This window comes from Halospeciosus flavus (assembly GCF_029814175.1).
In the GTDB taxonomy this organism is placed as follows: Archaea; Halobacteriota; Halobacteria; order Halobacteriales; family Halobacteriaceae; genus Halospeciosus; species Halospeciosus flavus.
In genome coordinates this window covers 1,904,808-1,925,793 of sequence record NZ_CP122312.1, presented here as the reverse complement: position 1 = coordinate 1,925,793, position 20,986 = coordinate 1,904,808, and the positions used below count along the sequence as shown (strand labels likewise).

Annotated in this window: 22 protein-coding genes; 13 read left to right on the top strand and 9 right to left on the bottom strand. The window is 68.3% G+C overall.

The window, feature by feature from the left end; genetic code table 11:
* Positions 1-2: 2 nt before the first annotated feature.
* Entirely contained in the window at positions 3-1,187 is a 1,185-nt protein-coding gene (locus tag P0Y33_RS10080; RefSeq protein ID WP_279527282.1) for a M24 family metallopeptidase, read from the top strand.
* Positions 1,188-1,476: 289 nt separating this feature from the next.
* Complete coding sequence (locus P0Y33_RS10075; protein WP_279527281.1) at positions 1,477-2,157, top strand: helix-turn-helix domain-containing protein; 681 nt, start codon at positions 1,477-1,479, stop codon at positions 2,155-2,157.
* Positions 2,158-2,240: 83 nt separating this feature from the next.
* Here P0Y33_RS10075 and P0Y33_RS10070 read toward each other — a convergent pair whose 3' ends face one another.
* On the bottom strand, positions 2,241-2,483 hold the full coding sequence (locus P0Y33_RS10070) for a DUF7533 family protein (RefSeq protein WP_279527280.1): 243 nt from the start codon (positions 2,481-2,483) through the stop codon (positions 2,241-2,243).
* 92 nt (positions 2,484-2,575) lie between these two features.
* Here P0Y33_RS10070 and P0Y33_RS10065 point away from each other — a divergent pair, with 92 nt between their 5' ends.
* Entirely contained in the window at positions 2,576-3,172 is a 597-nt protein-coding gene (locus P0Y33_RS10065) for a riboflavin synthase (RefSeq protein ID WP_279527279.1), read from the top strand.
* Here the strand turns inward: P0Y33_RS10065 and P0Y33_RS10060 are convergent.
* Entirely contained in the window at positions 3,166-4,263 is a 1,098-nt protein-coding gene (locus P0Y33_RS10060) for a PrsW family intramembrane metalloprotease (RefSeq protein ID WP_279527278.1), read from the bottom strand. The genes P0Y33_RS10065 and P0Y33_RS10060 overlap by 7 nt on opposite strands.
* Positions 4,264-4,564: 301 nt before the next feature.
* Here P0Y33_RS10060 and P0Y33_RS10055 point away from each other — a divergent pair, with 301 nt between their 5' ends.
* The 3 genes from P0Y33_RS10055 (at position 4,565) to P0Y33_RS10045 (ending at position 6,659) form a co-directional block, all read left to right on the top strand.
* Positions 4,565-4,708, top strand: a complete 144-nt coding sequence (locus P0Y33_RS10055) for a hypothetical protein (protein WP_279527277.1) — start codon at positions 4,565-4,567, stop codon at positions 4,706-4,708.
* A 131-nt stretch (positions 4,709-4,839) separates the two neighbouring features.
* Positions 4,840-5,235 carry a DUF7532 family protein gene (locus P0Y33_RS10050; protein WP_279527276.1) on the top strand — a complete coding sequence of 132 codons (396 nt, stop codon included), beginning with the start codon at positions 4,840-4,842 and terminating at the stop codon, positions 5,233-5,235.
* On the top strand, positions 5,232-6,659 hold the full coding sequence (locus P0Y33_RS10045; RefSeq protein WP_279527275.1) for a DUF402 domain-containing protein: 1,428 nt from the start codon (positions 5,232-5,234) through the stop codon (positions 6,657-6,659). Before P0Y33_RS10050 ends, P0Y33_RS10045 begins: the two co-directional genes overlap by 4 nt.
* A gap of 43 nt (positions 6,660-6,702) precedes the next feature.
* On the opposite strand, the gene P0Y33_RS10040 is transcribed toward P0Y33_RS10045, so the two are convergent.
* The 5 genes from P0Y33_RS10040 to P0Y33_RS10020 all read right to left on the bottom strand — a co-directional run bounded on the left by P0Y33_RS10040 (position 6,703) and on the right by P0Y33_RS10020 (position 10,774).
* Positions 6,703-7,365 (bottom strand): bacterio-opsin activator domain-containing protein, encoded by a 663-nt coding sequence (locus tag P0Y33_RS10040; RefSeq protein ID WP_279527274.1) that lies wholly within the window; start codon positions 7,363-7,365, stop codon positions 6,703-6,705.
* Between the two features lie 41 nt (positions 7,366-7,406).
* Positions 7,407-7,799, bottom strand: coding sequence for a NifU family protein (locus tag P0Y33_RS10035; RefSeq protein ID WP_279527273.1), 393 nt, complete (start codon positions 7,797-7,799; stop codon positions 7,407-7,409).
* Between the two features lie 78 nt (positions 7,800-7,877).
* Positions 7,878-9,248 carry an LVIVD repeat-containing protein gene (locus P0Y33_RS10030; protein WP_279527272.1) on the bottom strand — a complete coding sequence of 457 codons (1,371 nt, stop codon included), beginning with the start codon at positions 9,246-9,248 and terminating at the stop codon, positions 7,878-7,880.
* 46 nt (positions 9,249-9,294) lie between these two features.
* Positions 9,295-10,263, bottom strand: a complete 969-nt coding sequence (locus P0Y33_RS10025) for an ROK family protein (protein WP_279527271.1) — start codon at positions 10,261-10,263, stop codon at positions 9,295-9,297.
* A gap of 61 nt (positions 10,264-10,324) precedes the next feature.
* The gene (locus tag P0Y33_RS10020) at positions 10,325-10,774 is read right to left on the bottom strand and encodes a universal stress protein (protein ID WP_279527270.1); all 450 of its coding nucleotides are present in this window, start codon (positions 10,772-10,774) and stop codon (positions 10,325-10,327) included.
* A 60-nt stretch (positions 10,775-10,834) separates the two neighbouring features.
* On the opposite strand from P0Y33_RS10020, the gene P0Y33_RS10015 reads away from it, so the two are divergent.
* Positions 10,835-11,572 carry an SDR family oxidoreductase gene (locus P0Y33_RS10015; RefSeq protein WP_279527269.1) on the top strand — a complete coding sequence of 246 codons (738 nt, stop codon included), beginning with the start codon at positions 10,835-10,837 and terminating at the stop codon, positions 11,570-11,572.
* Between the two features lie 37 nt (positions 11,573-11,609).
* Positions 11,610-12,080: a YbaK/EbsC family protein gene (locus tag P0Y33_RS10010; protein WP_279527268.1), complete on the top strand. Its 471-nt coding sequence runs from the start codon at positions 11,610-11,612 to the stop codon at positions 12,078-12,080.
* Here P0Y33_RS10010 and P0Y33_RS10005 read toward each other — a convergent pair whose 3' ends face one another.
* Positions 12,081-12,668 carry an LURP-one-related/scramblase family protein gene (locus P0Y33_RS10005; RefSeq protein ID WP_279527267.1) on the bottom strand — a complete coding sequence of 196 codons (588 nt, stop codon included), beginning with the start codon at positions 12,666-12,668 and terminating at the stop codon, positions 12,081-12,083.
* Positions 12,669-12,781: 113 nt separating this feature from the next.
* Between P0Y33_RS10005 and uvrA the strand changes: the two genes are divergently transcribed.
* The 3 genes from uvrA (at position 12,782) to P0Y33_RS09990 (ending at position 17,366) form a co-directional block, all read left to right on the top strand.
* Positions 12,782-15,757, top strand: a complete 2,976-nt coding sequence (uvrA, locus tag P0Y33_RS10000; RefSeq protein WP_279527266.1) for an excinuclease ABC subunit UvrA — start codon at positions 12,782-12,784, stop codon at positions 15,755-15,757.
* Between the two features lie 229 nt (positions 15,758-15,986).
* Complete coding sequence (locus P0Y33_RS09995) at positions 15,987-16,643, top strand: lactate utilization protein (RefSeq protein ID WP_279527265.1); 657 nt, start codon at positions 15,987-15,989, stop codon at positions 16,641-16,643.
* 51 nt (positions 16,644-16,694) lie between these two features.
* Complete coding sequence (locus P0Y33_RS09990; protein WP_279527264.1) at positions 16,695-17,366, top strand: HNH endonuclease; 672 nt, start codon at positions 16,695-16,697, stop codon at positions 17,364-17,366.
* A gap of 57 nt (positions 17,367-17,423) precedes the next feature.
* On the opposite strand, the gene P0Y33_RS09985 is transcribed toward P0Y33_RS09990, so the two are convergent.
* The gene (locus P0Y33_RS09985) at positions 17,424-18,566 is read right to left on the bottom strand and encodes a serine hydrolase domain-containing protein (RefSeq protein ID WP_279527263.1); all 1,143 of its coding nucleotides are present in this window, start codon (positions 18,564-18,566) and stop codon (positions 17,424-17,426) included.
* Between the two features lie 153 nt (positions 18,567-18,719).
* On the opposite strand from P0Y33_RS09985, the gene P0Y33_RS09980 reads away from it, so the two are divergent.
* Positions 18,720-19,358 (top strand): hypothetical protein, encoded by a 639-nt coding sequence (locus P0Y33_RS09980; protein WP_279527262.1) that lies wholly within the window; start codon positions 18,720-18,722, stop codon positions 19,356-19,358.
* 131 nt (positions 19,359-19,489) lie between these two features.
* Positions 19,490-20,983: a TrkH family potassium uptake protein gene (locus tag P0Y33_RS09975; RefSeq protein ID WP_279527261.1), complete on the top strand. Its 1,494-nt coding sequence runs from the start codon at positions 19,490-19,492 to the stop codon at positions 20,981-20,983.
* Positions 20,984-20,986: the final 3 nt, after the last annotated feature.

Here is a 20,986-nt window from a genome sequence, read left to right as displayed (position 1 = left end):
CGATGGTCTCGTCGCCCGCACCCGCACCGACCACCGACTACGCGTTTCTCGCCGCCGAACTCCGCGAGCGCGACGCCGCCGCGTTCGTCCACGTCGGCGACCGTTTCGACGACGACCAGCGCTACCTGACGCGCTTCTCGGGACCGGACCGCGACTACGCATACGTCTACGTCGACGGCGAGGCGGTCCTCTGTGCCCCCGCGCTCTTCGAGGAGCAGGCCCGCCGTGAGTTCCCCGGCGACGTCGTCTACGCGCCGGCCGACCTCGACGCCGAGGCCCCCGGCCAGCAGGCCGTCGAGGTGCTCGACGCCTACGACGTCGGGGCCGACGAGACGGTGCTCGTTCCCCAGCACCTCCCGCACGACGCCGCACTCTACCTCGACGGCGCGGGCGTCGACCTCGCGTCGACCGACGCCGTTGCCGCGGCCCGGACGACCAAGTCCGACGCCGAGGTCGACTGCCTCCGGGCCGTCCAGGCGAGCGCCCAGCGCGCGATGGCCCGCGTCGAGACGTTCCTCGCCGAGGCCGAACAGGACGGGACTGCGCTCACCCACGAGGGCGAACGCCTGACCAGCGAACGCCTCCGCCGCGAGGCGAACGCCGTCCTCGCAGGCGAGGGGGTCGACCCCGCCGCGAACACTGTCGTCGGCGTCGGCGAGACCTGTGCCGACCTCCACTTCCGCGGCGACGTGCCCGTGGACGCCGGCGAGACGGTGCTCGTCGACCTCTCCCCGCGCGGTCCCCACGGCTACTACGGCGACCTCACGCGCACCTTCGTCGTCGACGCCGAGGGCGGGTGGGAGCGCCGCGCCCACCTCGCGGTCCAGCGCGCCCAGGACGCGGCGTTCGACGAACTCGACGCGGGGGCCGGCGTCGCGGCGAGTCTCGTCCACACCGAGACCGCCGCCGAAGTCGCGGCCTACGGCTTCGACACCGGGTACGACGCCGACACCGGCTTCACCCACGAGACCGGCCACGGCGTCGGTCTCTCACTCCACGAGTCGCCGTCGCTGTCCGACGATGTCGAACTCGCCGCCGGCACCGTCGTCACCGTCGAACCCGGCGTCTACGACCCCACTGAGGGCGGCGTCCGCATCGAGGACCTCGTCGTCGTCACCGAGGACGGCTTCGAGAATCTCACCGACTACCCCCGCTCTCTCGTCCCCGAACCCCGCGAGTGGGTGTGAGGATTTCTCAGTTGTTCGGCCCATATCTCAGTTGTCGCGCCCACAACTGAGAAACGGGCCGAATATCCCGGATATTTCTCCCACAACTGAGTTATCGCTCCCATATCTCAGATATGGCCGATTGCGCTCGGCGACGCCACCGACTCGACCGTCGTCACCGCCCGCGACTTGAAGGCCTGACCGGTCAAGGCGTAGCTACTCGGACCTGGCTCGGAGTGTTCGAAGTGGCCTCCGCTTCGGCCCTCCTGCCGACGGTACATCTTTGAGAGTTGAGACGATACGTCGAGCCATGGGCGTCATCGCCGAGGTCCGCTTCACTGGACCTGACTTGCCGATCCTCGACTCGCTGGAGTGCGTCCCGGAGATGGAACTCGACGTCGAGCAGGCCATCGCCGAGGACCCGGAGCGACCGATCCTCTTCTTCTGGGCCGAAGGTGAGCCGTTCGAGCCGTTCGAGTCGGCACTCGAAGACGACCCGACGGTGGCGAGCGTCGACGCCGTCGAGGACGTGGGGGCGCGTCGCCTCTACCGCGTGCAGGTGTCGGCCGACGCGGGGACGGTGCTCTACCCCGCCGACGTCGCCGTCGGGGCGTCGCGACTCGCCGTCACGGCAACCGTCGAGGGCATCGAGGCGCGCATCCGCTTCCCCGACCGCGACGCCGTGAGCGAGTACCTCGACATCTGCCGCGAGGCGGGCGCGTCCGTCTCGGTTCGGCGACTCTACCGGGGTGGGACGACGCTCCCCGACGGGAGTTACGGACTCTCGGAGAAGCAACTCGAAGCGCTGCAGTGTGCGGCCGACGTGGGGTACTTCGCGGTGCCGCGGACGGTCGAACTCGACGACGTCGCCGCCGAACTGGACGTCTCGCGGCAGGCCGCCTCCGAGCGTATCCGGCGTGGCGTCGCCACGCTCCTCGGGAACACCGTCGGGACGGACGTCACCGACGGGTCGGCGATGTACGACGGGTGAGGCCGGCGACTCCCGGCGCTCGCGGGTCGTCCCCCCGTTCGCGTCCCCGAGATTCTCACTCGCTTCGCTCGTTCCGAATCTCGTCACTCCTCGTCGGCGTCCGTCTCGGGGTCCTTCGCGACGACGCCGGCGACTGCCTGGAAGGGCTTCCCCAGGAGGTCGCTCGGCGTCACCAGGTAGCGCTCGGCGGCGAGCATCAGGGCCGCGATGGCCAGGAACGCGAAACCGAGCGCGTCGCCCGCGAGGGCGCGCTGGGCGCCGAAGACGATGAGCGGCGCCGCGAGCGCGAGCGTCCCCGCGAACGTGATGGTGTCGATGATGCCCATGGGCGCTCTAGGCGGTCGACCGGCAAAAGCCCTCCACTCCGCACGCCCGTTTCGTAACGCTTTCGTGACGCTACCCGAATCTGGAAGCATAGATGTTCACGGGAATCGTCGAGGGCGTAGGCGACGTGACGCAGGTGACGGCCGACGAGGGGGGCAAACGCATCCGGTTCTCGACGCCCGCGTGGGCGTTCGAACACGGACAGAGCGTCGCCGTCGACGGCGTCTGTCTCACCGTCGAGGCCTTCGGTGAGGACTGGTTCGAGGCGTTCACGGCCGAGGAGACGCTGGCCAAGACGACCCTCGACTCCCTCGAAGCGGGCGACGTCGTCGACCTCGAACGTGCGCTCCAACCGTCCGACCGCATGGACGGCCACATCGTCCAGGGGCACGTCGACACGACGACCGAGGTCGTGGCCATCGAGCAGGTCGGCGAGGACTGGCGGTTCACCTTCGCGCTCCCCGCGGGCCACGAGCAGTACGTCGCACAGAAGGGGTCGATCACCCTCGACGGCGTGAGTCTGACCGTCGCCGCGGTGGACGACGACGCCGGCGAGCACGGCGAGTTCGACGTCGCCATCATCCCGACCACGTACGAGGAGACGACGCTCGGCCGTCTCGAAGAAGGTGACGCGGTCAACGTCGAGGTCGACGTCGTCGCGAAGTACGTCGAACGGCTCTCGACCTACTGATTCTTCTCGTCGTCGACGCGCTCGACGACCTCGATGGGTTCGTCGGCGACGGTCGGGTCGGCGTCGCCCTCGTCGACGGCGTCCTCTTCGAGGGTCGTCTCCCCCTCGTAGGCTTCGTGTGCGCCGAGGTCGCGGAACGTCTTCCGGTAGCGTGCGAGTTTCCGGTAGAGGATGTAGAGGAACGTCCCGTCGTAGACGATGACGAAGCCGATGAAGACGATACCGTAGGAGACCCCGCCGAGTCCGAGGAACGCGGTCAGCGTCCCGAGATTGCTCACGACGGAGTTGTAGAGACCGTGGATGAAGACGGCGATGACGAGGCCCTTGACGACGATGGGGCCGCGGTTCTCGGGGTTGAACTTCGCGAGACCGAGGTAGTAGCCGGCGAACGCCGAGTAGATGACGTGACCCGGTCCGGCGAACCCGCGGACGAGCGCGGTCTGGAGAGCGACTTGGAGTGGGTCGGTCGCGCCGCCGGCCGCCGCGGCCTGGAGGTACGGGCGGGCGATGTAGATGGTGTTCTCGATGGTCGCGAAGCCGAGGCCGGCGACGGCGCCGTACACCGCGCCGTCGACGACGGCGTCGAACTTGTCGCTCCGGAACGCGTAGAGGCGGATCGCCGCCCACTTCACGGTCTCCTCGATGGGACCGACCACGAGGAAGAAGAACAGCACCATCCCGACGACCGGGATGTAGGTGAAGAAGCCCTGCATGATGGTGTTGACGATGGCCGCGAACCCGGCGAACAGGATGCCGAGGACGAACGTGACGACGAGCAACGGGAGTGGTTCTTTCATCGTTACGTCTACTTTCCAGACGTAGATGGCCAACCCGAGCGCCGGAACGACCGACAGGAGGACGTAGACGCCGAGAATCGGGTTCTTCACCGTGGCGAGTCCGGTCAAGAGGAACTGTGCCGCGAGGATCACGAACGCGAGGAGGACGACGAACCACCGGGCGCTCGTCTTCAGCACACCGTAGAGTGACGTCGAGAAGCGGTCGAGTCCGGTTCGCTCGTCCCACGTCGCGACGTCGTAGAGGTCCTGGCCCTCCCCTGCGACCTTCTGTATCGGGTCGCGTTTCTCGTCCATGAAGCCGTGTACTCGGACCCTGTTGATAGTACTTATCGCCCACAGGCCCCGCCTACGCCGACACAGGGTAGTCGCGACGCGCGTCGTGGTTCCTCGCCGGTGCGGGAGATCTGGACCGCCTCGACTGGCCGAACGCGTGAGGAAAGTGGACAGAAGGGGAGTGACACGCAAATATCCCGAAAGTGGATTCCTCTTTGGTCGACTTTTCCGAGTATATTTGACTATCCCGATAATCCTTATACGCAATAATGTTCCTAGCCCGCGCCGCTTAAGGTCGCTCGCGACCGAGCAGTGTCACACGATGACACGATACAGCACCAGTCGAGGGATGATGTACACCGCGCCGCCCGCCGAGGACGAGTCGGCCGAGGAGGACCCCCTCGCCGCCGAGAGTGGGGTCGACGCCGACGCCGACTCCGGTGAGCCGACGCCCGCCGACGACTGAGCCGAGTTTTTTCGACGCCCGTCGACCGTTCCGAGTCGACCCGCGGGAGCGACCGGACCGTATGGACCACTGGGGAGGCGTCGTCGGACGGTCCCGGCACGCTCAAAACCCTCCCACCCGAACCACCGTCCATGTTGTTCGACCAGCGCGTCCGCGCCAAACTACGCGATGCTGGTCTCGACCGGGACACCATCCGGCAGATCGAGGACGAAGTCGCCGAGGAGGCCCGCGACGAGGCCGACCGCATCGAGTCGTTCTTCGACGGCGTCGACACCGTCTACTCCGACATGGACCGCACTCACTCCAGCGAGGAGTTCCCCGAGCACACCGTCGACTACGTCGACCTGTTCACCCACTCCGAGGACATCCGTGGGTACCTCCGCTTCGACACGTGGGGCGTCTACGTCGAGGGCGGGCGCGTCCTCCGTGACGAGGAGAGCGGAGAGGAACCGCCGCTCGTCGAACTCTCGCTCGGGCCGACCGTCCACGACCGAGTGCGCTTCTCGACCGACCGCGAGGCCTTATGACCACGAACGTCCGGGTCCGCGGCATCTACACGACGGCGTTCACCGCGACGTTCCTCGACGAGGACGGCTTCGACGTCGTCCAACCCTCCGACCCCATCCGCGAGCGTTTCGACCACGAGTTCGCCGACGGGGTCGCCGACGTCGCCGTCGAGACGACGCCCGACCGGCAGGGAATCGGACTCGCCGGCCCCCCCGAGGCCGTCGAGTCGGCCCTCGACGTCGTCGCGGAGACGGGTCTCGACACGCTGACCTGGCCGGACCGGGCGCCTCGTGGCGCCGTCTTCAACGCCGTCGTCGAGCGGACGGCCGGCGGCGGGGCCATCGTCGCTCTCTCCGACGACCGCGAGGGGTACCTCCCGTTCGACGCCGTCGACGGCTACGTCGACGAGGGTGACCGCCTGCGCGTGCAGGTGCACGACCCCGAACCGATCTGGGGCGACGAGCGCCCGACCGTCCTCCCCGGCCGCCGGGTGTTCGGCGGCGTCGCCACACTCGTCCACGGACGGGACGCCCTCGTCGCGGGGACGCCCGACGGCACGGCCGAGCACGAACTCGTCCGGACCACCGAGATGCTCCCCGTCGACGTCCCCGACGAGTGGGCGGTCCGCTGGGAGCACGCCGCCGAGGGCGCGAGCATGGACCTGCTGAACACCGTGCTCGAACACGCGGTCACGCGCGCGAGCGAACTCGACGAGGCGCTCGACGGCGCGCCCGCCCCCGAGGACCACGCCCCCTCCCGCGTCGCCGCCCCCGACTGCGTCGTCTGGGCGTGGTTCGGCCGCGACTCCCGGTTCTCACTCGACGGCGCCCGCCGGACCGTCACCGCGACGATGACCGGCCACCACCGCATCAAGGCCGCCCACCGCGCCGCGAGTACGGCCGTCGACTTCGTCGAGGGCGTCAGCGGCAGCGTCGAGGAGTTCCCCTTCGACGCCGTCTCCGACGCGTTCGGTCCCGCCGAGGACGACTTGGTCGCCATCGGTCACGGCAAGCCGGACGGCCGCCTCATCACCATCGGCCGCGGGGAGGTCGTCGACTGCGACCGCGAGACGGGCACCGTCACGGTCCGCCGGGAGATGAGCCCCGGCGGCACCTACGACGCCCTCGGCGTCGAGCGCGAGCGCGGCGACGTCGCCACGACCCGCTTCCGCGAGGGCCGGTGGTGGTACCCGACGGTCTACAAGAGCGAGGACGGCGAGACGAAGGGGACGTACATCAACGTGAACACGCCGCTCGAACTCTTCCCCGACGAGGTTCGCTACGTCGACCTCCACGTCGACGTCGTGAAACACTCCGACGGGACGGTCGAGGTGGTCGACCGGGACGAACTCGCGGCGTCGGTCGAGGCGGGGAACGTCTCGGACGCACTCGCGGAGAAGGCGACCGGCGTCGCCGACCGTATCGCCGAGCACGTCGGCGAGTAGCGACTACGTCTCGTGCGCGGCGTGCCTCGCACGCTCACTCTCCTCACTTGCTCAGTTCTGCCGCGACCTCCTGGTAGAGCGCGTCGAGTCCGGCCGGCAGCGACTCGGCCGGGACGCCGAGAGCCGTCGCCAGGTCCTCCAGTGTGGCGTTCTCGTCGAGGACGCCCACCTCGAAGAGGGCCGAGAGGAAGTCGGCGCGGCCCTCGGCTTCGAGGTCCTGGATCGACTCGGAGGTGTACCGTCTCGCCTCCTCGATGGGGACGTTGTGGCGTTCGCACCACTCGACGAACTCCTCGTACGCCGCTTCTTCGGGGAAGCGGACGACGAGTCGGCAGGCGTCGGCCGTCCCGACGCCGGAGAGGAACTCACCGGGGAGTTCGACCAGCGGTGCGACGAGGTCGTCGTCGCCGACCCGCCAGCGGAGTCGGTAGAGTCGCTGGTTGTCGACGCTGTCCAGGCAGGTCAGGTCGAGCGTTCGCGCCTCGTGGCGGAGGTAGGTCTCGAAGTCGTCGAGTGCGTCGGGACTGTCGGCCTCGGCCCAGAAGACGAAGACCGCCTCCGCGGGAGACGACTCGTCCGATTCGTCCGACTCGTGGCTGTCGCCGGCGACGCGGTCGATCTCGACGCGCGCGTTCGGCACGGCACCGAGGACCTGCGTCAGCGGAAACTGCGCGCCAGGGACGGTGAAGACGCCTACGAGACTCACTACCGCGCCGAGAGGAAGTACAGTGACAAAAGCGTTTTTCGTCAGAAGTGGTCGGAACTCGGACTCCCCTCGCCGCGACCGCCGCGACCGCCCTCGTTGCGGTCGATGCCCATGTAGCTCTCGGCCTGCCCGTCGTTCCAGTCGCTGTCGCTCCCGTCGGAGAAGCGGACGACGACGTCCTCGACGACGTCGAACTCTTGGGCGAGGTCCACCTTGATGCGCTGGGCGGTCCGCGGGCTGATTCCGCATCCGGAGCAGGCGCCGCCGAGTTCGACGACGACCTCGCCGGTGTCGGGGTCGGCCGTCCGGACGGCGCTCGTCCCGCCGTGCATCTGGATGATGGGCATCTGCCCGGTCAGCCACGTCTCGACGCGGCTCTGGAGGTCCTCGCCGTCGCCCTCGCCGCCGTCGCCCCCGGTGTCGGCCTCGCTCATGACTGGACGTTGCACCTCGACGTATGGAAAGGTTCGGATTGTGTCGCTAGTGAATGATTGACACAGATACGGCCGTATTCACTCGCGTCCGCGCCACCACTTCGCCGCCGCGCCCGCGCCGAGTCCCGCGAGCGCCGTCCCGACGCCGAATCCGGGGACCGGCCCGTCGCTCGTGGCCGGTCGCGTCGTCGTCCGCTCCAGCGTCGGGAAGGTGTAGACGCCGGCCGCGAGGTCGCCCGAGGGGCCGTGCCAGGACGTCGCGACGGTGCAGGCGTCGGCGCGCTGGGCGGTCCAGAAGGCGAACTGCGAGGAGTCGCGGAAGTGACCGAGTTCCTCGGGGGCCGCGGGGTCGGAGATATCGTACACCTTCACGCCGCCCTGGTACCACGACGTGTAGAGGCGGGGACCGACGACGTCGAAGTTGTGCGCGGTCGTCCAGACGCCGCCGTAGGTCGGGTCGGAGGTGGGCGGGGCCGAGATGGACGCGAGGTGAGTGACGTGCTCCGGGTCGGCGGCGTCGTAGAGGTCGATACCGCCCGGACCGCCGTCCCGGGAGTCGTTCTGGTCGACGTCCCACGCCTCGCGACCGACGACGAGGAGGCCGTCGCGGCGCTGGGCGTAGTGGGCGTTGCCGGGGAGTTGGAACACCTCCGAATTTCCGGTCGGTGTGAGTTCCGACGGTTCGTAGTGGCTCGTGTGACCGAGCGGTCGGGGGTTCGCCGGGTCCGAGACGTCCAGCAGCCACGTCCCCGCGTCCCAGTAGGAGAGGGTGGCGACGCCGTCGTCGACGGTCACGTCGTGGACGACCCGTAGTGCCGAGGGGACGTCGCGCCACGCCTCGTTCGCGTCGACGACCGACCAGCGGGCGAGTTCCGGCGTCGCGTCCTGCGAGACGTCCACGAGGACGAGCGGGTTCCGCGCGCCGTCGTTGCCGGTGAGGTAGGCGACGCCCTCCCGCAGGAAGCAGTTGTGGACCGGGTAGTCGGTCTCGTGGAAGCGCAGGAGCGTCGGGTTCGCGGGGTCGGCCACGTCGTAGAGGGCCGCACCCATCAACGCGTCGCCGCTCGGCGGGTGGGCCGGGCCGGCGACGAGCAGGCGGTCGCCGTCGACGGTCGTGTCGTACACCTGCTGGAGCGGGCCGTTCTCGCGGTCGCTCAGGAGACCGCGGCGCTCGGCGAGGAGCGTCGGGTTCGCGGGGTCGGCCACGTCGACGACGGCGAATCCGTCGGAGGCGGCAACGTAGACGGTGTTCTCCGAGACGACGGCGTCGGTCGTTCCCTCGACGGCGAGCGAACCGCGGGGGGCGAGACCGTCGGCGTGGGTCGTCCCGTCGGCGCTGTCGTTGCCGTCCGTGGAGTCGCCGGGGTGAGCGCGGGCGGCCGCGGGGAGCGTCGAGAGGGCGGCGAGACCGCCGAACGAGCGGAGGGCTGTGCGGCGTGAGAGACGCATTGGCGAGGGGACGGACGCGGCGACCAAAAAGGCGGTCGTCGCCGATTCAGAGTTTCGCGCGGTCGCCGGTTCCGCCGGTGAGCGCGCTGGCGATGGCGCCCTCGATGACGACGTCGTCACCGAGTTCGGTGAGTTGGACGTCGGGGACGTTGTTGAAGACTATCTCGTCGAGTTGCTCGCGGATGGGGTCGACGACGCGCTCGGGGTTGTTGAGCGCGACGGCGCCGCCGACGTAGACGACGAGCGGTGCGAACGACTGGACGAGGTTGGTGACGCCCATCGCGTTCCAGTAGGCGAGTTGGTCGACGACGTGGCCGGCGAGGTCGTCGTCCTCGGCGTGTTCGAAGACGTCGGCCGCGGAGAAGTCGGGGTCGTCGACCGGGAGGGCGGTGTCGCCGTCGTGGTCCTCGGCGAGGAGGCGGGCGTACCCCGGGATGTTGTCGCCCGAGCAGTACGCCTCCCAGTGGCCCTCGCGGCCACAGCCACACGTTCGGCGGCCCTGCGGGTCGACGACGTAGTGGCCGACTTCGCCCGCGTTGCCGTCCCACCCCGCGAGGACGTTCCCGTCGACGGTGACGCCCGCGCCGATTCCCGAGGAGATGGTCAGGTACACCATGTCGTCGGGGTTGCGGTCACTGTGGAAGCGCTCGCCGATGACGCCCGCGGCGGTGTCGTTGTGGAGGTACACCTCGCGGGAGTCGACGAGTTCGCGGATAGGGCCGACGAGCGGGATCCAGTCGATGGTGTCCGGGAGGTTCGCCGGGGAGTCGACGGCGCCCTCCGCGAGGTCGAGTGGGCCGATACTCCCTACCCCGACCGCCCGGACGTCGGTGGGGTCGACGCCGGCGGTGGCGGCGGCCGTCCGGAGTGCGTCGAGGACGGCTTCGGTGACGGCGATACCGGTCGGCCCCCGCGGCGTCGGGCGCCGCTCGATGCCGAGAATCGTCCCCTCCTCGTCGGCGACGGCCGCGCGGAGGTTCGTCGCGCCGAGGTCGACACCCGCGTAGTAGGCCATTCTCACCAGAAACGCGGTTCCGCCCGCACTTAACTACACAGATTCGAGTTAGTCCCGCTCCCTACTCGCCGCGGACGAACGTCACCGGGCAGGGCGCCGACAGCATGACCTCCTGGGCGGTCGACCCGAAGACGGCCTTCCCGGTCGGCGAGCGCTTGCGGCCGCCGACGATGACGAGGTCGGCGTCGATCTCGGTCGCGAGGTCGACGATTTCCTCGCCGTGCGGGCCGATCGCGCCGCGAACCTCGTAGTCGAGTCCCTCGGCGTCGATACGCCGCGAGATGGTCCGGATGGTCGCGTGTCGACGGGCGACTTCGTCGGGCGTGACGTCGCTGGGTTCGTCGACGCCGAGGCTCTTGAGCGTCGACTCGAACTCGTCGTCCGTGAAGACGTGCGCGAGGACGGCTTTCGCGTCGGCCGGTCCGGCGATGTCGACGAGTGTCCGGGCGAGTTGCTCCGCGCGTTCGTTGTCGCTAGGTCCGACTGCGAGTAGAACAGTTTCGAGCGCCATGTTCGGCCGGTCTCCCCGAAACCCCTTAAACCTATACTCGCCCACGAGTTTTCTTTGCCCGTGCTCGAACCAGACCTCTCCGGACGGACCGTCCTCGTGACCGGGAGCTCGAAGGGACTCGGCCGCGGTGTCCTCCGCTCGCTGGCCGACTGCGGCGCTGACGTCGCCGTGCACTACTACTCCAGCGAGGCAGAAGCGCACGCCACCGCCGAGGAGGCCGAGGAACGCGGCGTCGACGCGACTGCCGTCCAGGGCGACGTCACCGACCCCGACTCGGTCGACGCGCTCTTCGAGCAGGTCGAGACCGACCTCGGGAGCGTCGACGTCCTCGTCAACAACGTCGGGGACTTCGCGCCCCACCACTGGTCGGACCTCTCCATCGAGGAGTGGAACCGCGTCCTCCACACGAATCTCACCGGGACCTTCCTCTGTTCGAAGCGGGCTCTTCCGGCGATGCGCGACTCCGGGTACGGTCGTATCGTCAACGTGGGGTACGCCTCCGCCGAGAAGGGGCTGGTCGACCCGAAGAACTTCCCCTACTTCGTCGCCAAGCAGGGCGTCCTCATGTTCACCCGGATGCTCGCTGCCGACACGCAGGAAGACGGCATCACCGTCAACGCCGTCTCTCCGTACGTCGTCGAGAACTCCGACGAGTTCCCCGAACACGCACCGCGGGGGCGGTGGGCCACCTTCGCCGACATCGCACAGGTCGTCCGCTTCTTCTGCGACGAGGGCAGCGACTACGTCAGCGGCGAGAACGTCGAGGTCGACGGCGGGTGGCTCCCCGAGGACGTCTGAGAAACGCTTTTCGTCCCGCACTCGTCACTTCCCGTCGATGCACCAGCGCGCGAAGACGTTCGTCGAACGGGCCGAGGAGCGCTACGGCTTCTCGCCCGACGTCACCGAGTTCCCCGAAGGCACCAAGACCGCCGCGGACGCCGCCGACGCCGTCGGCTGCGACGTGGGACAGATCGCCTCCTCCATCGTCTTGGACGTCGATGGCCGACCGGTGGTCGTCGTCACGAGCGGTGCGAACCGCGTCGACACCGAGAAGGTGGCCAACCGCCTCGACGCGGAGCGTGCCTCGATGGCCGACGCCGACCTCGTGAAGAAGGCGACCGGGTGGAGTATCGGCGGCGTCCCGCCCATCTGCCACGAGACCGACGTCCGGGTGCTGATGGACGAGACGCTCCTCGACTACGACACCGTCTGGGCGGCCGCCGGCACGCCCTCCTCGGTGTTCCCGGTCGACCCCGAGCGCCTGCGCGACCTCGCCGACGCCGAGGTGGCCGACGTCGCGGAGTGATTAGCCCCCTCGGAGGGCGTCCAGCACGACGGCCGCGGCGACGACGGCCTCCTTCGGTACGTCCGAGGCGTCGTCGATGGTCACGGTGTACGTATCGCGGAGGGAGAACTGCCCGGAGATGTGGCCCACGTGGTCGCCCTCGGCGTCGAGGATCTCGTACTTGTAGGGGACGAGTCCGACCGCGCCGACGAAGTGTCTGAGCACCTCGACGAGTTTGCTCGTCGAGCGAATGGTCGCGAGCGCCTCGCCGGTGTCGGGGTCCCGGACGGTCCAGTTCTCCGCGAACAGCGAGTAGTCCTCGTCGAGGACGACGACCTCCTCGCCGGTCGTGTCGCGGATGGCGTAGTTACCCGCGACGTCGAGCATGCCGCCGGCCTTCACGGTGAAGACGTCGTTCCCTTCGCCGTCGACGAACGGGAACTCCTCCTTCAGTTTGAACATCTTCTGTTTCCCGCGGAGGACGACGTCGCCCGCGGCGTCGCGGACGGCGTACTTGTTGCGAATCAACGACTGTCGCACCTCGTAGCGGTCGCCGGTGAGTTCGATGCCCGCGATGTCGTACTCGCCGTCGGTCCCGTCGTCGCTCATGGGTGTGGAGTCGGGCCGTCACCCGATAAAAGTGTGCGGCCGGCTTCGTGAGACGGGAGATTTTCTTCCCGGACCGACAAACCTTCACCCCCTCGCGCGTAATCTGGTACAGAATGAGTGAGGACTACATCGAGGTCCGAGGCGCCGAGGAACACAACCTCAAGGACCTCGACGTGAAGATTCCCCGCGAGCAGTTCAACGTCGTCACCGGACTCTCCGGGTCGGGGAAGTCCTCGTTGGCCTTCGAGACGATCTACGCCGAGGGCCAGCGACGGTACATCGAGTCGCTGTCCGCCTACGCCCGAAACTTCCTCGGGCAGATGGACAAACCGCAGGTCGAGGCCGTCGAGGGACTCTCGCCGGCCATCTCCATCGACCAGAAGAACGCCGCGAACAACCCCCGTTCGACCGTCGGGACGGTCACGGAACTCCACGACTACCTCCGCCTGCTGTACGCCCGCGTCGGCGACCCCCACTGCCCCGAGTGCGGTCGGGAGGTCGGCGAGCAGTCGGCCCAGCAGATGGTCCGACGCGTCCTCGAACTCCCCGAGGGGACGAAGGCCAAGATCGCCGCGCCGGTCGTCCGCGACCAGAAGGGTGCCTTCGAAGACCGCTTCGACGACCTCCTCGCCGAGGGCTACTCCCGCGTCGAGGTCGACGGCGAGGAGTACGACCTCGCGACGGAGAAACCGGACCTCGACGAGAACTACGACCACACCGTCGACGTCGTCGTCGACCGCGTGAAGGTGAGCGAGGACGCGCGTTCGCGCATCACCGACTCCGTCGAGACCGCCCTCGACGAGGCCGACGGCGTCCTGAAGGTCATCCTCCCGAACCCGCCCGAAGACCTCGACGCCTCGCTCGGCAGCGAGACCCGCTCGACCGGCGACCTGGCCGGCGAGGGCGACGGCCGCCTCGTCGTCGAGATGTCCGAGGAGCTCGCCTGCGTCCACTGCGGCATCGACATCTCCGAGATCGAGACGCGCAGCTTCTCGTTCAACTCCCCGCACGGGGCCTGTCCCGAGTGTGAGGGTATCGGCGAGACGAAGGAGGTCAGCGAGGACCTCGTCGTCCAGGACGAGTCGAAGGCGCTCAAGCACGTCTTCGAACCGTGGAGCTACAACCGCTCGTACTACAAGACGCGCCTGGATTCCGTCGCCGCGCACTTCGACGTCTCGCTCTCGACGCCGTTCGAAGACCTCGACGAGGACGTCCAGCAGGCGTTCCTCTACGGCACGGACGAGGAAGTAGTCTTCAAGCGGCAGACGAAGAACGGTACCCGCCGGAAGGAGAAACCCTTCGAAGGCGTCGTCCCGAACCTCGAACGCCGCTACGTCGAGACGGATTCGGACTCCACGCGCGAGCACATCGAGGACTACATGTCCGTGACGACGTGTCCGGCGTGTGACGGCACTCGCCTCAAGCCCGAGTCGCGGGCCGTCCTCGTCGACGGCACGGCCATCACCGAGGTCAACCGCATGTCCATCGGCGACGCCCGCGAGCACTTCGAGGGCGTCGAGGAGGGCATGTCCGACCGGGAGCGCAAAATCGCCGAGGAGATTCTCAAGGAGATTCGCGCCCGCCTCGGCTTCATGGAGGAAGTCGGTCTCGACTACCTCACGCTCGACCGCGAGGCCTCCACCCTCTCCGGTGGCGAGAGCCAGCGTATCCGCCTCGCCACGCAGATCGGCTCGGGGCTCGTAGGCGTCCTCTACGTCCTCGACGAACCCTCTATCGGTCTCCACCAGCGCGACAACGACCGCCTCCTCAATACCTTGGAGGAACTCCGCGACCTCGGTAACACCCTGGTGGTCGTCGAGCACGACGAGGAGACGATGCGCCGTGCCGACACCGTCGTCGACATGGGTCCCGGTCCGGGTCGCCACGGCGGCGAGGTCGTCGCGCAGGGCGACGTCGAGGAGATCATGGCGAACGAGGACTCCATCACCGGCGACTACCTCGCCGGCCGCAAGCAGATTCCCGTTCCCGAGGAGCGCCGCGAGTGGGAGGACGCTATCACCATTCGCGGCGCCCGCCAGCACAACCTGAAGGACGTCGACGTGGACGTCCCGGTGGGCGCGTTCACCGCCATCACGGGTGTCTCGGGGTCCGGCAAGTCGACCCTGATGCACGAAATCCTCTACAAGGGTCTCGCGCGCTCGATGAACGACAACACGTCCGTCGACCCCGGCGAGCACGACGGCATCGAGGGCATCCAGCACGTCGAGAAGGTCCGCCTCATCGACCAGTCGCCCATCGGTCGGACGCCGCGTTCGAACCCCGCGACCTACACCGGCGTCTTCGACTACGTCCGCGAGAAGTTCGCGCAGACGAAACTCGCCCAACAGCGCGGCTACGACAAGGGTCGTTTCTCCTTCAACGTGAAGGGCGGCCGCTGTGAGGAGTGTGGCGGGCAGGGGACCGTCACCATCGAGATGAACTTCCTCTCGGACGTGCAGGTCCCCTGTGAGGAGTGTGGCGGCGCCCGCTACAACGACGAGACGCTCGACGTCACGTTCAAGGGCGAGACCATCGCGGACGTCCTCGACATGTCCGTCGAGGAGGCCTACGAGTTCTTCGAGGCCGACACGCGACTCAGCCGCCGCCTCAAACTCTTGAAGGACGTCGGTCTCGACTACATGCGCCTCGGTCAGCCCTCCACCACCCTCTCGGGCGGGGAGGCCCAGCGCGTGAAACTCGCCGAGGAGTTGGGGAAGAAGTCGACCGGCGAAACCCTCTACCTGCTCGATGAGCCGACCACGGGGCTCCACCACGAGGACGAGCGTAAACTCATCGACGTCCTCCAGCGCCTCACGGATAGAGGGAATTCCGTGGTCGTCATCGAGCACGAACTCGACCTCGTGAAGAACGCCGACCACGTCGTCGACCTCGGTCCCGAGGGCGGCGAGAAGGGTGGCCAGGTCGTCGCGACCGGCACGCCCGAGGAAGTCGCCCGAACGGAGGGGTCCTACACGGGTCACTACCTCCGCGACAAACTCCCGAAAGTGGACCTCGACGGTCCACGGAGCGACCGGGAGAAGCCCGCCGCCGACGAGGAGCGGAAGGCGGCGCCGACGCAGGACGACTAACGAGATTCGGAGACGGCGAACATCGTGAGCCGTCGAGAATCTCGGGAAGGCGAGCGGGAGCGACCGGAGGGAGCGAGAATCTCGGAAACGTCGTCGCCTCCTCGCGACGGCGAGCGTCGCCGACCACCACCGGTGACGCGAGTGTAACCGGGTGACGTCGACGTCACTCGCTCGGGCACGACTCGCCGCTGCCCGCAGTCTCTTCTACGTTTCCCCTCTCTTCTCCGACGTGAGCCAGCAGAAGTCCGATTACATCGACGAGGTCGACGTAGACGAGTCCTGGGACGAGCACCCGAGCCGAGACGAACTCGAGGAGACGGTCGAGAACCTCGAGGACAGCGGCTTCGAGGTCGAGGTCGTCGAGGACGCCGAGGCGGCCCTGGCGTTCCTGCAGGACGAAATTCCCGCGGAGTCCTCGGTGATGAACGGTCACTCGACGACGCTCGAAGAGATCGGCTTCATGGAGTACCTGAACGAGGGCGACCACGACTGGGAGAACCTCTACGGGAAGGTCTTCAGCATCGACGACGACCAGGCGCGGGCCGACGCCCGTCGCGAGGCCCAGACCGCCGACTACTTCCTCGGGAGCGCGAACGCCATCGCGCGGACGGGCGCGCTCGTCGCCGCGGACCTCTCGGGCAGTCGCGTCGGCGCGTACCCGTTCGCCGCGAAGCACCTCCTCGTCGTCGCGGGCGTCAACAAGGTCGTCGAGGACGTCGAGACCGCCCGCGAGCGCCTCCACGAGTTCGCGTACCCCTTCGAGAACGAGCGCGCACAGGACGCCTACGGCGTCGAGAGCTACCCCGCGAAGGAACTCGTCTACCGCCAGGAGGGCACCGAGGGCCGCACCACGGTCGTCCTCGTCGAGGAGACGCTCGGTTACTGAACACCCCCACGCGGCGAAACCTTTTGATCGACTGATCGCCTACGCCGGGGCATGTCGCGCTGGCGCCGGGTGGTCAGGCGGGAACTCGCACGCTTCGAGGAACAGACCGGGAGCGACGTCGTCGAACTCGGCGACTTCCTCGACCAGTCGCGCGCGGTGTTCGTCGCGGAGTTCCCGGACAACGATCACGTCGACGCGAAGGTTCGACAGGTCCTCCAGCAACTCCGCGACCGCGGCGAGGTCGACTTTCTCGACGACGCCGGGCGCTACCGCATCCGTGACCTCGGGACCGACCGGGCCGCCGACGTGGACGAGGTCACACCGGACTACACCGCCGCCGAGTACGAGACGGTCGTCGGTGCCCGCTCGATTCCGGCCGCGTTCCGCGCGCACGTTCTCGACCGCTACGGACACCGGTGTCCGGTATCGGGCGTCGACCACGACCGCCTCCTCGACGTCGCGCACGTCCTCCCGTGGAGCGGCTTCCCCGACCACCGGACCGACCCGCGGAACGTCCTCCCGCTGAGTCGGACCCACCACGCGGCCTTCGACGCGGGACTCTTCACCCTCGACACCGACTACCGACTCCAACTCGACCCCGACTTCGAGACGGAGAGCGACGTCCTCCGGCGGACGCTCGTCGAACGTGCCGACGAGCGAGTCGAGGTCGACGTCGCCTCGGACTACCTCGACCGTCACAACCGACGACTCGACTGGTGGTGAGCGCCGAACAGTTGAACGATTGTACAACTGTTCAACTGACCTAGTGGGTCGGCGCTCTCAGCTCTCGGTCTCCCCGTCGAACGCCGCTCTGACGGCGTCGCCGAGTTGGTTCACGCGCGCGGCGTGTTCGTAGCTGTCGCGGACCCCGTTCGTCACGTAGGCGAAGGCGAGACCGGTCTCCGGGTCGGCCCACGCGACGCTGCTGCCGAGGCCGCCGTGGCCGAACACCCGCGAGGGAGCGGCGGCGCCGAAGTTCGCGGTGACCGGGCCGGCACGGACGAACCCGAGTCCGTAGCGCCGGGGGACGTCGAGTTTTCCGTCGGACTCGGTCTCGGCCTGGACGTCGACGGCGGCCGACGCGGTGGCTTCGGAGACGAACTGCTGGCCGTCGAAGGCACCGCCGTTCGCCCACGTCGCGTAGAAGCGCGCGAGGTCGCGGGCCGTCCCGACGCCCGCGGCGGCCGGAATCTCGGCGCGGTGGACCGACTCCTCGTTGAAGAGCGCGGCCGCCTCGTGCGGGCCGGTGGCGAGACCGGCGTCGGGCGAGCGACAGCGGTCGAACGGGTCGAAGCCGACGAGCGTGGCCACGTCGTCGGGTTCGGAGTCGGGGAGGCCGATGTAGGTGTCGTCCATCCCCAACGGGTCGAAGACGTGCTCGCGGGCGTACGCACCGACCGACTGCCCGCTCGCCCGTCGGACGAGTTCGCCGACGAGGTACCCGAAGGAGAGCGAGTGGTAGGCGACATCGTCGCCCGGGTCGTGTGCGGGGTCGGCGTCTTCGAGGTACTCGACGGACGCGTCCCAGTCGGTCCAGGCGTCGGGGTTCGCGTCGAGGGCCGTCGTGGCCAACCCCGCCTGGTGGCTCAGGACGTGGCGGACAGTCGTCTCGGCCTTCGCGGTGCCGTCGGCGGCGAACTCGGTCCAGTGGTCGACCACGCGGTCGTCGTAGGCGAGGTTGCCCGCGTCGACGAGGTGGTGGAGCGCCGCGGCCGCGAGCGGCTTGGTACAGGAGAAGAGGAGGTGTTTCCGGTCGCTCGTCGTCGCCTCGCCGTCGTACCCGGTCACGCCGCCGGCGAGGTCGAGGAGTCGCTCGTCCCCGCGGTAGACGGCGAGTTGCGCGCCGTGGTGGAGTCCCACGTCGAGGTGCTGTTCGAAGCGTCGGCGGACGCGCTCGGCGCCCGACGGGTCGATCACGGTCACGGTGTCGTGTCACGCCACGGGTACATATCGTTTGCTCCGGTCGACGCCGTGGCGGGACCGTTCACTACCGTTTAACTCGGCTTAATCGACCGAAATCGACGGACACGGTCGTCCTGGTTGAAGTGGGTCTGGACCGTTCTACCGAGTGCAACGATGGACACCACGAAACTACTCGCCGCCGGACTGGTCGTACTGCTGTCGATGGGCGGTGCCGTCGCCGCCTCGGGCGGCATCGGCCCCGCTGCCTCCGCCTCGCCGACGAACGAGTCGACCACGAACGGGTCGACGGCCGCGAACGCGACCGCCGCGCCCGCGAACGTGGACGCGGTCGTGACCTACGAGAACGGGACGGCGACGCTCACCGTCACCGACGCGGACGGGAGCGGCGTCGCGAACCTGACCGTCTCCGTGAACGGTGAGAAGGTCGGAACCACCGGCGCGAACGGGACGGTCTCGGTCGACGTCCGCAACGTCACCCACGAGGACGTGGACGAACTCGAAGTCACGTTCGAGGGTGACCACGTCGAGGGCGAACTGACGTACGAACGCCACGACGGCACGCTGACGCTCGTCGAGGAGAAGGTCGAGTACGAGCGCCCCGACGAGGAGCGTGAAGAGAAGGACGAAGACGAGGCTGAAGAGGACGAGAAGCAGGACGAAGAGACCGACGAGTCCGAAGACGAGACCGAGCAGGAAGGTGACGAGAACGAAGACAGTGACGCCGCGAGCGAAGACGACGAGGACGAAGTGAAAGACGAGCAGGAGGACACGGAGTCCTCCTCGGACGAGTAACCGCTCCGCTCGCGCTCACACTCACACCCGGTTCTTTTTTTCGTCCCGACGTGGCTGTTCGACTCGTGACACCCACACGTAGTCGGTGTCACTTTACGCTCGGCGGCGGTAGGCCGAGTCGATACCCGACGATGGAGGTCAGAGTCGACTGGCGGACGAGCGTCGGCGAAGTCGGGACCGTACTGAAGTGGCTCGTCGTCCCGCTGCTCGCACCGCTCGTTCTGGCCGTCTTCGACGGGACGCCGGTCGCGCCCTTCTTGCTCCCGCTGGTCCTCACCGGGGCGAGCGGACTCGCGCTCGAACGACTCCGGGCGGGCGGGGACATCGGTCGACGCGAGGCGTTCTTGATGGTATCGCTGGCGTGGCTCGTGGTCGCCCTGGTCGGCGCCGTTCCGTTCGTCGTCGCGGGCGAGGGCGCCGTCGCACACCCGGTCAACGCGCTCTTCGAGAGCATGAGCGGCGTGACGACGACGGGCGCGACGGTGTTGCTCGACTTCTCCGTTCACAGTCGCGCCATCTTGCTGTGGCGGCAGATCCTGCAGTGGCTCGGCGGGCTCGGCATCCTCGTGCTCGCGACGGCCGTCCTCGCCCGACTCGGCGTCAACGGCGCCCAGTTGATGGAGGGCGAGTCCCAACTCCAGGACGTCCGCCGACTCACCCCGCACATCCGGGAGACGGCCCGGCTCCTCTGGCTCCTTTACATCGCACTCACGGCGCTCAACGTCGCCGTCCTCTACGGACTCCACGTCGTCGGACTCGCCCCCGTGATGACCCCGTTCGACGCCGTCGCCCACGCCCTGACGACCGTCTCGACGGCGGGGTTCTCCCCACGACCGGAGAGTCTCGGCGCCTTCTCCGGGGCGGTCCAGTGGGCGACGACGCTGTTCATGATCGTCGGTGCGACGAGTTTCGTCCTGCTCTACGAGGTGCTCGGCGGAGAGGTCGAGGCGCTCTGGCGGAGCGACGAGTTCCACTTCTACCTCGTCCTCCTCGGCGTGTTCACGGTCGGCGTCACCGGTTCGCTGGTCGTCGGCGGTCTCTTCGCGACCACCCCGGAGACGCTCCGCCACGCCGCCTTCCAGGTCGCCTCCATCGTGACGACGACGGGGTACGCGAGCGTCGACTACAACACCTGGCCGCCGCTCGCCCGTCACCTCCTGTTCGCCTGTCTCTTCCTCGGGGGGATGGCCGGCAGTACGACCTGCTCAATCAAGGTGGTCCGCTGGCTGGTCGTCCTCAAGGGGTTCCGCCGCGACCTCTTCCGGTCGATCCGCCCCGAACTCGTCCGCCCGGTCCGACTCAACGGTGACGTCGTCGACGAGGAGACGCTCGCGGACGTGTACGGCTACACGCTCGTCAGTCTCCTCTTCTTCGCGTTCACCGCGGCGCTCGTGGCCGCCGACGCGGCGCGCGTCGGACTCGCGCTCTCGGAGTTCGAGGCGATGTCCATCGCCGCCGCGACCTTCTTCAACGTCGGACCGGCCTTCGGAATCGCGGGTCCCTACGGCACGTACGAGGGACTCCCGGCCACGACGAAGGCCGCCCTCACCGTGCTGATGTGGGTCGGCCGTATCGAAATCGTCCCGGTGCTCGTCCTGCTGACGCCCTCGTACTGGACGTCCTGACCG